Here is a 14,323-nt window from a genome sequence, read left to right as displayed (position 1 = left end):
CGCAGCGTGGTTTTCGAGAGAGCAGAAGCGCTTATTCGGCGTTCATTTCCTTGAGCAGATTATCGGCGTGGTCCACGTGCTTCATGTTCCACAGGATGTAGCGCAGGTCGACCTGGATCGAACGCGTCATCGCCTTGTTGAAATCCCAGTCCGAAATGATCGAGTCGAGCGTGCCGTCGAAGGCCAGGCCGATCCATTCACCCTTGCTGTTGAGCGCAGCCGAACCGGAGTTGCCGCCGGTGATGTCGAGCGTGGCCAGGTAGGCGACCGGTACCGATTTCAACGCCGGGTCGACATACTTGCCGAAGTCCTTGGCCTTGATCGCATCGAGCTGCGCTTTCGGCGCATTGAACTCGCCGGTGCCGGTGGCCTTGGCGGCGACGCCGGCAACGGTGGTGAACGCTTTCCAGTCGGTGCCGTCAGAACCCGGCTGGCGGCCGGCGATCTGGCCGAACGTCACGCGCAGGGTGCTGTTGGCGTCCGGATACACGGCCTGGCCCTTGCTGTTCATGTAGGCGATTTTTGCCTTCATGTAGTTGGCGTAGGACTCTTGCAGCTTGCCGGCCAGTTCTTCTTCCTTCGCTTCCTCCCTCAGGTCCGGGCCGTACAGCGCCACGGCAGCCTGGATGAAGCTGTCGTCGCTGGCCTTGAAGTCGGCCGGTTTCTTGTCGATCCAGGCGGTGCGGGTGGCAGCGTCGCCAAGCTTGCTGCCGGCGTAGATCTTGTCCAGTGCCGCCTGCAGGCCGGCCTTGTCCATGCCGTCCTTGATGCCCATCACCTTGTCGAAAGCGGCGTTGCGCTGGGCGGCCGGTTGCGCGGCGTACTTGGCCAGGCTGTTCAGTACCAGGGCCTTGTCGACTTTTTCATCGTAGTTGCGCACCAGCGCGGCCACGCTAGCCTTGATGCGTGGCACGTCGCGAACCTGGTAGCCGGACTTGCGCTCGGTGTCCGGCTTGGCGTTTTCGTTAGCCAGGCGGTACAACATGCGCGCGGTGTTGAGCAGGCGCGGTTTCGACGACGACAGGAAGTAGTCGCGCTTGGTCTCGGCGTCGCGCTCGGCGATCAGCTTTTCCACGGTGGCGATGTCGGCGCCGTATGCCTTTTTGCGGGCGGCGTCGGCGCTGATCCACTGCTTCAGCGCTTCATGCTCGGCGGTCTTGCGCGCCAGCATGTCGCTGCCGGCGTACGAGTCCAGCATGCCCTGGCGGTTCTTGTAGTAGTTGTTGATGCCGGCCACTTGCGACGCGTACTTGAGCGCGGTGTCCTTGTTGTCCTTGGTGGTCTCGGCAATGATCGCCAGGCTCTCGGCCGACGATTTGACGAACGCCGGGTAGCTCCAGTCGAAGGTGTATGCCACTTCCGACGGCAGGCGGTGGCGGTTGGTGCGGCCCGGGTAGCCCAGTACCATGACGAAGTCGCCTTCCTTGCTGCCTTCCTTGGCCAGTTTCAGGAAGTGCTGCGGCACGTACGGCACGTTGTCCTTGCTGAAGTCGGCGGCCTTGCCATCTTTGCTGACGTAGGCGCGGTAGAAACCGTAGTCGCCGGTGTGGCGCGGCCACATCCAGTTGTCGGTGTCGCCACCGAACTTGCCCACGCCTGCAGGCGGCGCGTGCACCAGGCGCACGTCGCGGATTTCCAGTTGCTTGATCAGGTAGAACTCCAGGCCGCCATAGAACGACGACACGGTGCAGCGGTGGCCGGCGTCTTTTTCGCACTCGGCCTGGATGGTCTTGGTGTTTTTCTCGATCGCATCGAGGCGGGCTTTGCCGTTCAACTTGGCGACGGCTGGCGTGATCACCTGCTGGCTGACGTCGGTCACGGCCTTGGTGACGAAGATGCGGCTGCCGGGCGCGGCCGGCAGTTCCTCGCCCAGGGTCTTGGCCAGGAAACCGTTGGCCAGCAGGTCGCGCTCGGGCGTGGAGTTGTGGGCCACGCTGCCATAGACGCAGTGGTGATTGGTGGCGACCAGGCCTTGCGGCGAGACGAACGACGCCGAGCAGCCGCCCAGGCTGACGATGGCGCCCATCGGGAACTCGGTCAGCTTGGTCAGCGCGGCGGGATCGAGCGCCAGGCCGGCCGCTTTCAGTTGGTTGGCTACTTGTGGCAGCTGTTGTGGCATCCACATGCCTTCGTCGGCGTGGGCTGCGGCGGTGGTGCTCAGGATGGCGAGCGCGATCAGTGTCTTATGCATTGTTTTAGTTCGTTTTCCAAAATGGTGATTGGGAACAGCGCAGCGAGTATATCAACAAAAAAAAGCCCCGCGCATCCACGGACAGTGGATGGCGGGGGCTTTGTTGCAAATGCCAGGAAATCAGTCGGCCTTGATCGCCTCGATCTGGATCGCCAGCTTGACTTCGGGCGAGAAGTTCGGCAGGCCGATATTGAGGCCGAAGTCGCTGCGCTTGAATTCGGCGGTGGCGTCGGCGCCGCACGCTTCTTTCTTGTAGCGCGGGTGCATGATGCACTTGAACTTGTCGACCTTGAGCGCCACCGGCTTGGTCACGCCCATCATGGTCAGCTCGCCTTCCACGCCCACCAGCTTGTCGCCGTCGAACTTGAACGATTTGCTGGTGTAGGTCATGGTCGGATACTTGGCGACGTTGAACATGGTGTCGTCCTTGGCGTGCTTGTTCATCGCATCGAGGCCGAAGTCGACCGAATCGGCCTCGATCTTCACGTTCAGCGAGCCGGTCTTGGCGACCGGGTCGAGGGTGACCGTGCCGCTGGTCTTGTTGAACTTGCCGCGCCAGACCGACAGGCCCATGTGGTCGGCCTCGAAGCTCGGGAACGTGTGGGTCGGATCGAGATTGTAGGTCGTGCTTGCCGCCATGGACGAGGCGGTAGCGGCGGTCAACAGCGTGGCGATCAGTAACTTCAGCTTCATGCGATGTATCTCCTGTGGTGGTGGTTAGTTGTATTTAGTTGTATTTAGCCGGCGACGACGTGGAACTTGAGCACCACTTCATCGGCAACCATGCTGGTGTCTTTCCATTCGCCTTCGCCGATGTTGTAGGTCAGGCGCTTGATCGGCAGGACGCCGTCAAACACTTGCTTGCCGCCTTCGGTTTTCACGGTCAGCGGGAAGGTGACGTCGGTGGTCTTGCCCTTGACGGTCAGCTTGCCCGCCACGGTCAGCTTGCCGGCGCCGGCCGCCTTGATCGAGCTCGAGACGAACGTCGCTTTCGGGAACTGGGCGGCGTTGAACCATTCCTTCTTGGCCACTTCCTTGTTGTAGTCCGGGTCGCCCATGTCGAGGCTGGCGGTGTCCACTTCCACGGTCGCTTTCGAGGCATCCGGCTTGGCGGCATCGTAGTCGATGGTGGCGGTGAACTTCTTGAATTTCGACTCGATCGGCACATTCATTTGCTTGAACGTGGCCGAAACGGTCGACTTGGCCGGATCGGTTTTCAGGACGGCGGCGCCGGCGATCAGGCTCACACCAAGCAGGGACAGGAAGGCGATTTTTTTGACGGTTTTCATAGGAACTCCAATAAGTAAAAAAAATTAGAACGGCAGCATGCGTTTGAGCGTGACGTCGCGGTCGAAAAAGTGATGCTTGAGGGCAGCGAGAGCATGGGCCACGACTGCGGCGGCCATGGTCATGACCAGCACGTAGTGCACCGTGGACAGCAGTGCCTTCAGTTCGGGATCGGGGCCGATGATCACTGGCAGCGGGATCAGTTTCAGGTACACGACCGGCACGCCGGCCGCGCTGCTGAACAGGTAACCGGAGATCGGCGCGGCAAACATCAGGAAGTACAGCAGGTAGTGCATGCCTTCGGCCAGCTTGTGCTGGACCGGCGGAATGCTGGCCAGCGGCGCCGGCGGCTTGTTTGCCAGGCGCCACAACAGGCGTATCGCCACCAGCGCCAGCACGGTCACACCGAGCCATTTATGCCACGAAAAATACTTGAGCTTGGTGGGCGAGAAGCCGGGAATGGCGACCATGGTCAGCCCGAGGAAAAAGGCCGAGATGATCAGGAGGGCGATCAGCCAGTGCAGCAGCATGGCTGTCTTGGTATAGCGTTGCATAGATGCTCCAAAAATTAGTACGTGTTAGGACTAAATCGGACTATAGCAAACAAATAATTCTTTTGCTTAACAACGCATTAAACCAGAATAAAAAAGCCCCCGGAACTTTTTCAGTTGCGGGGGCCAGTGTCAGCGACATGCGCTTACAACATCAGATGGCTTTTGCCAGAGATGCGGCGATACCGATGTAATTGGCGGGGGTCATCGCCAGCAGGCCGTCCTTGGCTTGCTGCGGAATCGCCAGGCCGGTGATGAAGTCGCGCAGCGCGTCTTTCGAGATGCCCTTGCCGCGCGTGAGTTCCTTCAACTGCTCGTACGGGTTCTCGATGCCGTAGCGGCGCATCACGGTTTGTACCGGCTCGGCCAGCACTTCCCAGTTGGCGTCGAGGTCGGCTGCCAGGCGGGCCGGATTGACTTCCAGCTTGTTCAGGCCGCGCAAGCAGCTGTCGTAGGCCAGCAGCGTGTAGCCGAAGCCCACGCCGATATTGCGCAGCACGGTCGAGTCGGTCAGGTCGCGTTGCAGGCGCGAGACCGGCAGCTTTTCCGACAGGTGTTTCAGCACCGCGTTGGCCAGGCCCAGGTTGCCTTCGGAGTTTTCGAAGTCGATCGGGTTAACCTTGTGCGGCATGGTCGACGAACCGATTTCGCCGGCTTTGAGCTTCTGCTTGAAGTAGCCCAGCGACACATAGCTCCAGATGTCGCGGTTCAGGTCCAGCAAGATGGTGTTGGCGCGGGCAAACGCGTCGAACAGTTCGGCCATGTAGTCGTGCGGCTCGATCTGGATCGTGTACGGATTGAATTCCAGGCCCAGGCGCGTTTCGATCACGTCTTTCGAGAACGCCGCCCAGTCGAACGACGGGTATGCCGACAGGTGGGCATTGTAGTTGCCCACGGCGCCATTCATCTTGCCGAGGATTTCAACCTGCTCGATACGCTTGATGGCGCGCTGCAGGCGCGCCACGACGTTGGCCATTTCCTTGCCCAGGGTGGTCGGGCTGGCGGTCTGGCCGTGGGTGCGCGAGAGCATCGGCAGCTCGGCGTTGGCGTGGGCGATTTCGGTCAGGCGGGCGACGACGTTGCGCAGCGATGGCAGCATCACGGTGTCGCGCGCGGCTTTCAACATCATGCCGTGCGAGGTGTTGTTGATGTCTTCCGAGGTGCAGGCGAAGTGGATGAATTCGGACGCGGCCACCAGTTCCGGCACATCTTTTACCTGTTCCTTGAGCCAGTACTCCACGGCTTTCACGTCGTGGTTGGTGACGGCTTCGATTTCCTTGATGCGGGCGGCGTCCTGTTCGGTAAAGCCGGAGGCGATCTTGTCGAGCAGGGCCGAGCCTTCGGCCGAGAACGGCTTGATCTCGTCGAAACCTGCCAGCGACAGCGCTTGCAGCCACGAGATTTCCACCTTGACGCGGTGGTGCATAAAGCCGGACTCGGACAGGATGGGACGCAGCAGATCGGTTTTACCGGCGTAGCGGCCGTCCAGCGGGGACAGCGCCGACAGCGTGGAGTAAGGAGTAGTGGTCATGATGGCAGGGTAGAGTGGAAAATGCGCAAAGACAGATTTTACCATTGGCCGCTCTGGCAGTCCGACCCGTGGCTCCCGATGTTATACTCACCACCGATCTTCAACCCCGGCCTTCGCTCTTACTCGGCCCTTACTTTAGCGCGCTATGAAACTCATCGGTTCCTTTGGCAGTCCTTATGTCCGCAAAGTACGCGTCGTGCTGGCCGAGAAAAAACTCGACTACCAGTTCGAACTGGAAAATGTCTGGGCCTCCGATACCGCCATCAGCAAATGGAACCCGCTGGGCAAAGTGCCCAGCCTGATCATGGACGACGGCTCGGTGATGATCGACTCGCGCGTGATGGTCGAGTACCTCGACACCCTCACGCCCGTGTGCAAGCTGCTGCCCACCAACAGCCGCGACCGTGCCGACGTCAAGTGCTGGGAAGCGCTGGCCGACGGCATCATCGACGCGGCTGTCATCGTGCGCCTCGAGCGCCTGCGGCCGATCGAGCTGCAAAGCGAGGACTGGGTGGCGCGCCAGCTGGGCAAGGTGCGGCTGGGCCTGGCCACGCTGTCCGACAAGCTCGGCGACCTGCCTTACTGCATGGGCAAAAACTACTCGCTGGCCGACGTCGCCGTCGGCTGCACCCTGGGCTGGCTGGCGTTCCGCTTCCCCGACATCGGCTGGCGCGACGACCACGCCAACCTGGCGCGCCTGTTCGACAAGCTGTCCGAGCGCCAGTCGTTCAAGGACACGTTCCCGTCCGCCTGAGTGATGGCCGACCCCAAACTGCTGGCCGACCCCAAACTGATGGCCGACCCCACATCCGCGAGCGACAGCAACCCCTCCGCCGCCCAGCAGCGGCGCCTGCAGATGGCCGACATTGCGCGCCTGGCCGGGGTGTCCACGTCCACCGTGTCGCGTGCGCTCGCCGGCAGCAAGCTCGTCAGTGAAGAGACGCGGGTGCGCATCATGGAGCTGGCCCGCTCGCTCAAGTACACCATCAATATCGGTGCGCAAAACCTGCGCATGAAGCAGAACCGCACCATCGGCGTGGTGATCCCGTACGACCACAACACGCGCCAGCACCTGTCCGATCCGTTCTTCCTCGGCATGCTCGGCAGCCTGGCCGATGCGCTGACCGAACTCGGCTTCGACATGCTGGTCTCGCGCGTGGATGCCGACGAGCTCGACGCGGCCGCCGCGCCGTTCGACACCGGCCGCGTGATCGGCATCGTGCTGATCGGCCAGTGGCGCCACCACGACCAGTTGAACCAGCTGGCCGCGCGCCACGTGCCGATCGTGGTGTGGGGTGCGCAACTGCCGCAGCAGCTGTACTGCACCGTGGGCGGCGACAACGTCACCGGCGGCGCACTGGCGGTGGACCATTTACTGGAAGAAGGCCGCCGTCGGATCGCCTTCTTCGGCGACATCAACCTGCCCGAAGTGGGGCTGCGCTACGCCGGCTACTGCCGCGCCCTGCAACGCGCCGGGATCGGCATCGATCCCGAACTGCTGGTACCGGCATCGTTTCTGCCGTCGGGCGGGCAGCTGGCGATCGAGGAGCTGCTGCGCCGGGGCGTGGCGTTCGACGCCATCTTTGCCGGCTCCGACTTGCTGGCCATGATGTCGATCAACGCCATGCGCGAGCACGGCCTGTTCGTGCCGGGCCAGGTGGCGGTGGTCGGTTACGACGATATCGAACTGGCCAGCTACTTCCACCCGCCGCTGACCACGATCCGCCAGCCGATCCGCGAAGCGGGCCGGGCGCTGGTGACCTCGCTGCTGGAGTTGATCGAAGGCCGCGAAGCGCCGTCACAACAACTGCCGACCACCCTGGTCGTGCGCAGCAGCAGCCGGGCAGTCTGAAGACTGTCGGGTTTATGCAACCGATTGCATAATTATTTTTTGCTGCGGTGCAGCGTAACGTACTACGCCATCGTGCTCCCTTTAGTTGTCAACATTAATTCCGTCATCCTCGCGCAAGCGGGGATCCATAGACCGCCTGATCTGTTACTCAGCATGGATCCCCGCGTACGCGAGGATGACGAATCACGCGCCTGCTAGCATTGCTGCAGCGCGGTATGCAATCGATTGCATTAAATGTCATTCCGGTGAATAATGGCGGCTCTGCTCAATAATGCAGCAGAGCAAAACGACAACAACACTGGAGATCACCATGATTCAACGCACCCCCAAACTGGGCGGCATCGCTGCCGCTGTCGCCATCGCCATGTTGCACCTGGGCGCCCACGCACAAGACACCACGACCGCTGCCGCACCGGCCGCCCAACCCGACGGCCTGAACATGGAGCGCGTGGTCGTCACCGGCACCACGCTCGGTTCATCGAAAATGAAATCGAGCGTCTCGCTTAGTACCATCGAAGGCGACGCCATCCAGAACGCCGCGCCGTTGAGCGCCGCTGAAGTGCTGCGCTCGGTTCCTGGCGTGCGCGCCGAATCGTCGGGTGGCGAAGGCAATGCCAACATCACCGTGCGCGGCGTGCCGGTCTCGGCCGGCGGCGCGCGCTACGTGCAAATCCAGGAAGACGGCCTGCCGGTGCTGCAATTTGGCGACATTAACTTCACCACGCCCGACAGCTTCGTGAAAATCGACAGCACGCTCGACCACCTGGAAGTGGTGCGCGGCGGCTCGGCCTCCACCCTGGCCACCAACGCCCCGGGCGGCATCATCAACTTCATCACCAAGACCGGCGAAGAGCAGGGCGGCAAGATTGCGATTAGCCGTGGCCTCGGCTACGACGAAACCCGCTACGACTTCAGCTACGGCGCGCCAATCTCGGAAAAGACCCGCTTCTTCATCGGCGGTAACTACCGCACCGGCGAAGGCGTACGCGACACCGGCATGAGCACCGCCAGCGGCGGCCAGGTGCGCGGCAACATCACCCATGAACTCGACAACGGCTTCATCCGCCTGTCGTTCAAGCATCTCGACGACAAGACCCCGACCGCGCTGCCGGTACCGGTCAGCGTGAACAACCAGCACATCAGCGAAGTTCCGGGCATCGACCCGCGCACCGTGAGCTTCTACTCGCCGTACTGGGTCCGCGACGTCACCCTGGGCAAGAACAACACGCCGGTCTCCACCGACGTCAACGACGGCCTGCACGTCAAGAGCAACACCTTCGGCCTCGAAGGCTCGTTCAAGCTCGGCGATGGCTGGACCTTGTCGAACAACTTCCGCACCGCCGACAACAGCGGCCGCTTTACCGGCATCTTCGCCGGCAACAACGGCGTGGTGGGCAACTACACGGTGGCCACCGGCCCCAATCGCGGCCAGGCCTACAATGGCCGTGCCTTCTCGGCCGTGGTGTTCAATACCTCGATCGACGACGCCGGCAACACCCTCAACGACACCAAGCTGTCGAAGACCTTTGCCCTCGGTGGCGGCGCCAAGCTGACCACCACGGCCGGCCTGTACCTGTCGAACCAGAAGCTGGCGCTGACCTGGAACTTCAACGAATACCTGATGCAGGCTACCGGCGACAAGCCGGCGCTGCTCTCCAACGCCACCACGACCAGCGCCACCCCTGGCCTGGTCGGCCCGGCCTTTAGCGGCTGCTGCTCGCGCGCCGTGGACATGGAATACAAGACCACGTCGCCATACCTGAACGTGGGTTACGAAATGGGTCCGGTCAACCTGGACGCGAGCGTACGCCGCGACAACCAGAAAGCCACCGGCACCGCCAACCAGGCTTCGGCCAGCACGTCGCCGAACGCTGTCAACGGACTGCTGTACAACCCGGCCACCGAGCAGATGGTCAATTACAAGGTGGATCACACCTCGTACTCGGTCGGCGGTAACTATCGCATCACCAACAACCTGGCGGCGTTTGCCCGCGTCAGCGACGGCGTGGCCTTCAATGCCGACCGCATCCTGTTCGGCACCCCGCTCGACGGCAGCGCGCCGATCAACATCAACACCGTCAAGCAGTACGAGGGCGGCGTGAAATGGCGCAGCGGCGGCGTGAGCACCTTCGTCACCCTGTTCCAGGCCAAGACCGACGAGAGCAACTACGAAGCGACCACCCAGCGCAGCACCTCGAACCGCTACGACGCCAAGGGCGTGGAACTGGAAGGCGCCTACAGCCTCGGCGACTTCCGCATCACCGGCGGCGCCACCTACACCCACGCCAAGATCGTTGGCACCGCCGCGGCCGACGTGGCCAATATCGGCAACACCCCGCGCCGCCAGGCCAAGTGGATTTACCAGGTCGCACCGACCTACACCTTCGGCGACGCGACCGTGGGCGCCAGCGTGGTCGGCACCGGCAAATCGTGGGGCGACGATGCGCACACCATCATCATGCCGTCGTATGCGATCGTCAACGCCTTCGTCAACTACCGCGTGACCGAAAAAGCCACCATCGCCCTGAGCGCGAATAACCTGTTCAACAAGATCGGCTACACCGAGATCGAAGGCGACGGCCATGCCGCACGCTCGGTCACCGGCCGCACCGTGAAAGCCACTGTCTCTTACGCGTTCTAATCAACCAAGCACCCGACCATGGCTTCTGATGTTTTTGCCGACCGCCTGCTGGCGGTCCTTCCCGACGAACTGCGTGCACCGGCGGCGCAGCGGCTGGCCACCAGTGGCCCGGTGCTGCGCAGCTTGCTGGCATGGTTGTACGGCGACGCCTTTGCCGACGCGACAGGCTTCGACGACTGGTTCGGCGACCTGATGGAAGCGCTGGGCCGGCTGCACGCCCAGCGCTCGCCGGAGTTGCACGCGCAGGACGCCGCGCGCGCGGCCGAGCCGGACTGGTTCCTCGACCAGCGCATGCTCGGCTACTGCACCTACGTGCAAAAGTTCGGCGGTGACCTGAATGGCGTGGCGCAGCGCATTCCATACCTGGCAGAGCTGGGCGTGACGTATTTGCACCTGCTGCCGTTCCTGCGGCCGCGCGCTGGCGAAAACGATGGCGGCTTTGCCGTCACCAGTTTCGACGAAGTCGACCCTGGCCTCGGCAGCAATGCCGACCTGGAAGCGCTGACCAGTCAACTGCGCGGCGCCGGTGTGAGCCTGTGTTCGGACCTGATCCTCAACCACGTGGCCGACGACCATGCCTGGGCGCTGGCCGCCAAGGCCGGCGATGCGCAGGCCCGCGCCAGGTTCCACGTGTTCCCGGACCGCGACCTGCCGGACCGCCACGAGCGTACGCTGGGCCAGGTGTTCCCGCAGGTGGCGCCGGGGAACTTCACTTACGTGGAAGCAGTGCAGGGCTGGGTGTGGACCACGTTCTACCCGTACCAGTGGGATTTGAACTGGTCGAACCCGGAGGTGTTTGCCGAGATGGCGGCGGTGATGCTGCGCCTGGCCAATCGTGGCATCGAAGCGTTCCGCCTCGACTCCACCGCCTTCCTGTGGAAGCGCGAAGGCACCAACAGCATGAACCAGCCCGAGGCGCACCAGCTGCTGCAGGCGTTGCGGGCCATCGTCGATATCGTCGCGCCAGGCGTTTTGCTCAAAGCCGAAGCGATCGTGCCCACGCGCGAACTGCCCGCCTACCTGGGCAGCGCCGAAGCGCCCGAGTGCCACATCGCGTATCACAGCAGCCTGATGGCAGCCGGCTGGGTGGCGCTGGCCGAACAAAATACCGAGGTGCTGCGCGCGGTGGTCAACAACACGCCGGACCTGCCGCGCGCGGCGACCTGGCTCAGTTATGTGCGCTGCCATGACGACATCGGCTGGAACGTCCTGCGCGCCGAGGCCGGTGAGAACAGCGCTGCACGGCTGGCCGCTGCCTCGCGCTTCTTTGCCGGCGTCACGCCGGGCAGCTATGCGCGCGGCGCCATCTTCCAGAGCACCGATCCCGACGCGGCGCACGGCAGCAACGGCATGGCCGCTTCGCTGACCGGGCTGCAGACCGCCGATACCGTGGTGGAGCACGCACTGGCGCTGCGCCGCATGTTGCTGTTGCACGGCCTGGCGCTGAGCTTTGGCGCGCTGCCGGTGCTGTACATGGGCGACGAGCTGGCGATGCAGAACGACGAGAGTTACCTGGCCCGCCCCGAGCACGCGATGGACAGCCGCTGGCTGCACCGCCCCGTGTTCGATCAGCAGCGCTGGGAACACCGTCACGATGCCGGCACCACCGAAGGCGCGATGTACGAAGGACTGGCGCAGCTGCTGCGCGTCCGCCGCGCCCACGATGCGCTGGCCGCCGGCGCGCCGCGTACCTTGCTGGCCGAGGCGCCGGCCGGCGTGCTGGCGCTGGCGCGCGGCGAACGGTTTCTCACGCTGTTCAATTTCTCGGCCGCGCCGCAGCAGTACGCGCTCGATGGTGCGTGGAGCGACTGCGCCAAACCGGGGCTGTTGAGCGGGACGTTGACGCTGGCGCCGTACGCGATGCACTGGCTGGTACGCGAATAATTAGAATCTGGCCTTAAGGGTTGGGATAAACTCGCCTGCAAGGGCGCGGAGACAAGCATGAACCAACAAACCATCGCCGTATTCGGCGAATCGCTGGTGGACGACTTCGTCACCGAGCAGGTGGTGGGCGGCGCGCCGTTCAACGTGGCGCGCAACCTGGCGGCGTTCGGCGTGGCCACCCTGATGGTCACCCGCATCGGCGAAGACAAGAACGGCGCGCTGGTACGGCGCGAGTTCGCGCGCTTCGGCATGAGCGAGGCCGGCCTGCAGATCGACGCACTTGATGCCACCGGCCGCGTGGTGGTCGAGCGCAATGACGCCGGCCATCGCTTCATCATACTGCCCGACCAGGCCTACGATTACGTGCAGGCCGCACCGGCGCTGGCAGCCCTGGCCGCAGCCACGCCCTCGGTGCTGTACTTCGGCACCATGGCCCAGCGCCACGAGTGCTCGCGCGCCACCGTGCGCGCCATGCTCGAGGCGTCACCGGCCAGGCGCTACCTGGACCTCAATGTGCGCGACGGCCAGGTCACCGAGCGCTGCGCCTTCGAGTCGCTGCACCTGGCCGACATCGTCAAGGTCAACGAGGACGAGTTGAAAGACCTGTTCAAGTGGTACACCCACACCCAGCCCGGCACCCGGTCGGTCGAGAGCCGCGCAATGGCCGACGCCTGCCAGGCGCTGATGCGCACCTTCACCCTGCAAACCCTGATCGTCACGCTCGGCGAGCGCGGCGCCATGGTGTTCGGGGCCGACGGCAGCGTTACCATCAACCAGGAATGCCACGCACCGGCGCACATCGTCGATACCGTGGGCGCAGGCGACGCGTTTTCCGCCGTGTTCCTGTATGGCCAGGCGCAGGGCTGGCCGCTGCCGTTGACCCTGGCGCGCGCCAATGCGTTTGCCGGCGCCATTTGCGGCGTAGCCGGCGCGGTGCCAGCCGATATCGGCTTCTATGCACCGTGGCTGGCCGCGTGGCATGCCGGTGCGGTGTTGCCGAACATCGAATTGGCCCAGGTGCCAGGAGTGGCCGCATGAAGCCGCACTTGTCGTTCTGGCAGATCGTCAACATGAACATCGGGTTCTTCGGGATCCAGTTCAGCTTTGGCCTGCAGCAAAGCAGCATGAGTCCGATCTACAAGTACCTGGGCGCGGACGAAGCGAGCCTGCCTTACCTGTGGCTGGCCGGCCCGATGACCGGCCTGCTGGTGCAGCCGCTGATCGGCGCCATGAGCGACCGCACCGTCACGCGGTGGGGCCGGCGTACGCCGTACTTCCTGATCGGCGCGATTTTGTGCAGCCTGGGCCTCTTGGCCATGCCGTTCAGCCCCACCTTGTGGATGGCCGCCAGCCTGCTGTGGATCCTCGACGCCGCCAACAACGTCACCATGGAGCCGTACCGCGCGTTCGTCTCCGACAAGCTGGCGCCCAAGCAGCATTCGCTCGGTTTTCTCACCCAAAGCGCGTTTACGGGACTGGGACAGACGCTCGCCTACCTGACGCCGTCGCTGCTGGTCTGGATGGGCATGAACAAGGATGCCGTCAATGGCAGCCATATTCCGCACATCGTGATTGCCGCCTTCATGATCGGCGCCGTGTTCTCGATCACGTCGGTGCTGTGGACCCTCAAAACCACGCCCGAGCATCCGTTGACGCCGGTCGAGCTGGCCGAGATCCGCGCGCGCCCGGCAGGCTGGCGCCACACGCTGGGCGACATCGTCACGGCAGTGCGCGAGATGCCACCCACCATGCGCCAGCTGGCCTGGGTCAAGCTGTTCCAGTGGTACGCGATGTTCTGCTATTGGCAGTACATCATGCTGTCGCTGTCGACCACCCTGTACGGTACCACCGACCAGGCCTCGCAAGGCTTCCGCGATGCCGGCCTGTTGTCCGGGCAGGTGGGGGCGTTCTACAACTTCATCGCGTTCGTCGGCGCGCTGGCGCTGGTGCCCTTTACGCGCCGCTACGGTCCCAAGATCACGCACAGTATTTGCCTGACGCTGGCCGGCTTTGCCATGATGAGCATCCCGTCGATCCACTCGGAGGCGCTGCTGTTCGTGCCGATGATCGGCATCGGCCTGGCGTGGGCCAGCATCATGGGCAATCCTTACGTGATGCTGGCCGGCTGCATACCGCCGGAGCGCACCGGCGTGTACATGGGCATCTTCAATATGTTCATCGTGCTGCCGATGATCATCCAGATCTTCACGCTGCCGCTGTACTACCGCAGCCTGTTGGGCGGCAATCCGGAAAACGTCATCCGCCTGGCAGGGGTGCTGATGCTGTGCGGCGCGGTGGCGGTGCTGTTCGTGAAAATAAAAAAGCCGCAGGCGGAGCTGGCTCCGGCTGCGGCTTGATGAAATTGCCCGATGCGTCGGGCAGTTTT

11 protein-coding genes are annotated in these 14,323 nt (G+C 63.4%); 6 read left to right on the top strand and 5 right to left on the bottom strand.

The features are described 5' to 3' along the window. Nucleotides 1-31: 31 nt before the first annotated feature. The 5 genes from J2X54_RS24640 to purB all read right to left on the bottom strand — a co-directional run bounded on the left by J2X54_RS24640 (nt 32) and on the right by purB (nt 5,560). Nucleotides 32-2,191, bottom strand: a complete 2,160-nt coding sequence (locus J2X54_RS24640; protein WP_310184412.1) for a S46 family peptidase — start codon at nt 2,189-2,191, stop codon at nt 32-34. Between the two features lie 120 nt (nt 2,192-2,311). Next, nucleotides 2,312-2,884: a YceI family protein gene (locus tag J2X54_RS24635; RefSeq protein ID WP_070249223.1), complete on the bottom strand. Its 573-nt coding sequence runs from the start codon at nt 2,882-2,884 to the stop codon at nt 2,312-2,314. A gap of 44 nt (nt 2,885-2,928) precedes the next feature. Continuing rightward, nucleotides 2,929-3,480, bottom strand: a complete 552-nt coding sequence (locus J2X54_RS24630; RefSeq protein ID WP_070249222.1) for a YceI family protein — start codon at nt 3,478-3,480, stop codon at nt 2,929-2,931. 24 nt (nt 3,481-3,504) lie between these two features. Continuing rightward, nucleotides 3,505-4,032 carry a cytochrome b gene (locus tag J2X54_RS24625; protein ID WP_070249221.1) on the bottom strand — a complete coding sequence of 176 codons (528 nt, stop codon included), beginning with the start codon at nt 4,030-4,032 and terminating at the stop codon, nt 3,505-3,507. Nucleotides 4,033-4,183: 151 nt separating this feature from the next. Beyond that, entirely contained in the window at nt 4,184-5,560 is a 1,377-nt protein-coding gene (gene purB / locus J2X54_RS24620) for an adenylosuccinate lyase (RefSeq protein ID WP_070249220.1), read from the bottom strand. 145 nt (nt 5,561-5,705) lie between these two features. On the opposite strand from purB, the gene J2X54_RS24615 reads away from it, so the two are divergent. From J2X54_RS24615 to J2X54_RS24590, 6 genes are all read left to right on the top strand, one after another. Continuing rightward, complete coding sequence (locus J2X54_RS24615; RefSeq protein ID WP_310184411.1) at nt 5,706-6,314, top strand: glutathione S-transferase N-terminal domain-containing protein; 609 nt, start codon at nt 5,706-5,708, stop codon at nt 6,312-6,314. 39 nt (nt 6,315-6,353) lie between these two features. Then, nucleotides 6,354-7,412 (top strand): LacI family DNA-binding transcriptional regulator, encoded by a 1,059-nt coding sequence (locus tag J2X54_RS24610; protein WP_310184473.1) that lies wholly within the window; start codon nt 6,354-6,356, stop codon nt 7,410-7,412. A gap of 310 nt (nt 7,413-7,722) precedes the next feature. Then, a complete protein-coding gene (locus tag J2X54_RS24605; RefSeq protein ID WP_310184410.1) occupies nt 7,723-10,053 on the top strand; it encodes a TonB-dependent receptor domain-containing protein in 2,331 nt (776 codons plus the stop codon). 18 nt (nt 10,054-10,071) lie between these two features. Then, the gene (locus J2X54_RS24600; protein WP_310184409.1) at nt 10,072-11,937 is read left to right on the top strand and encodes an alpha-amylase family glycosyl hydrolase; all 1,866 of its coding nucleotides are present in this window, start codon (nt 10,072-10,074) and stop codon (nt 11,935-11,937) included. A gap of 57 nt (nt 11,938-11,994) precedes the next feature. Beyond that, on the top strand, nt 11,995-12,975 hold the full coding sequence (locus J2X54_RS24595) for a PfkB family carbohydrate kinase (RefSeq protein WP_310184408.1): 981 nt from the start codon (nt 11,995-11,997) through the stop codon (nt 12,973-12,975). Further along, the gene (locus J2X54_RS24590) at nt 12,972-14,294 is read left to right on the top strand and encodes an MFS transporter (protein WP_070249214.1); all 1,323 of its coding nucleotides are present in this window, start codon (nt 12,972-12,974) and stop codon (nt 14,292-14,294) included. The genes J2X54_RS24595 and J2X54_RS24590 overlap by 4 nt, the downstream gene beginning before the upstream one ends. Nucleotides 14,295-14,323 lie beyond the last annotated feature (29 nt).

Source organism: Duganella sp. 3397, from assembly GCF_031456625.1.
Lineage (GTDB): Bacteria > Pseudomonadota > Gammaproteobacteria > Burkholderiales > Burkholderiaceae_D > Rugamonas > Rugamonas phyllosphaerae.
This window is presented reverse-complemented; position numbering and strand designations above follow the sequence as displayed.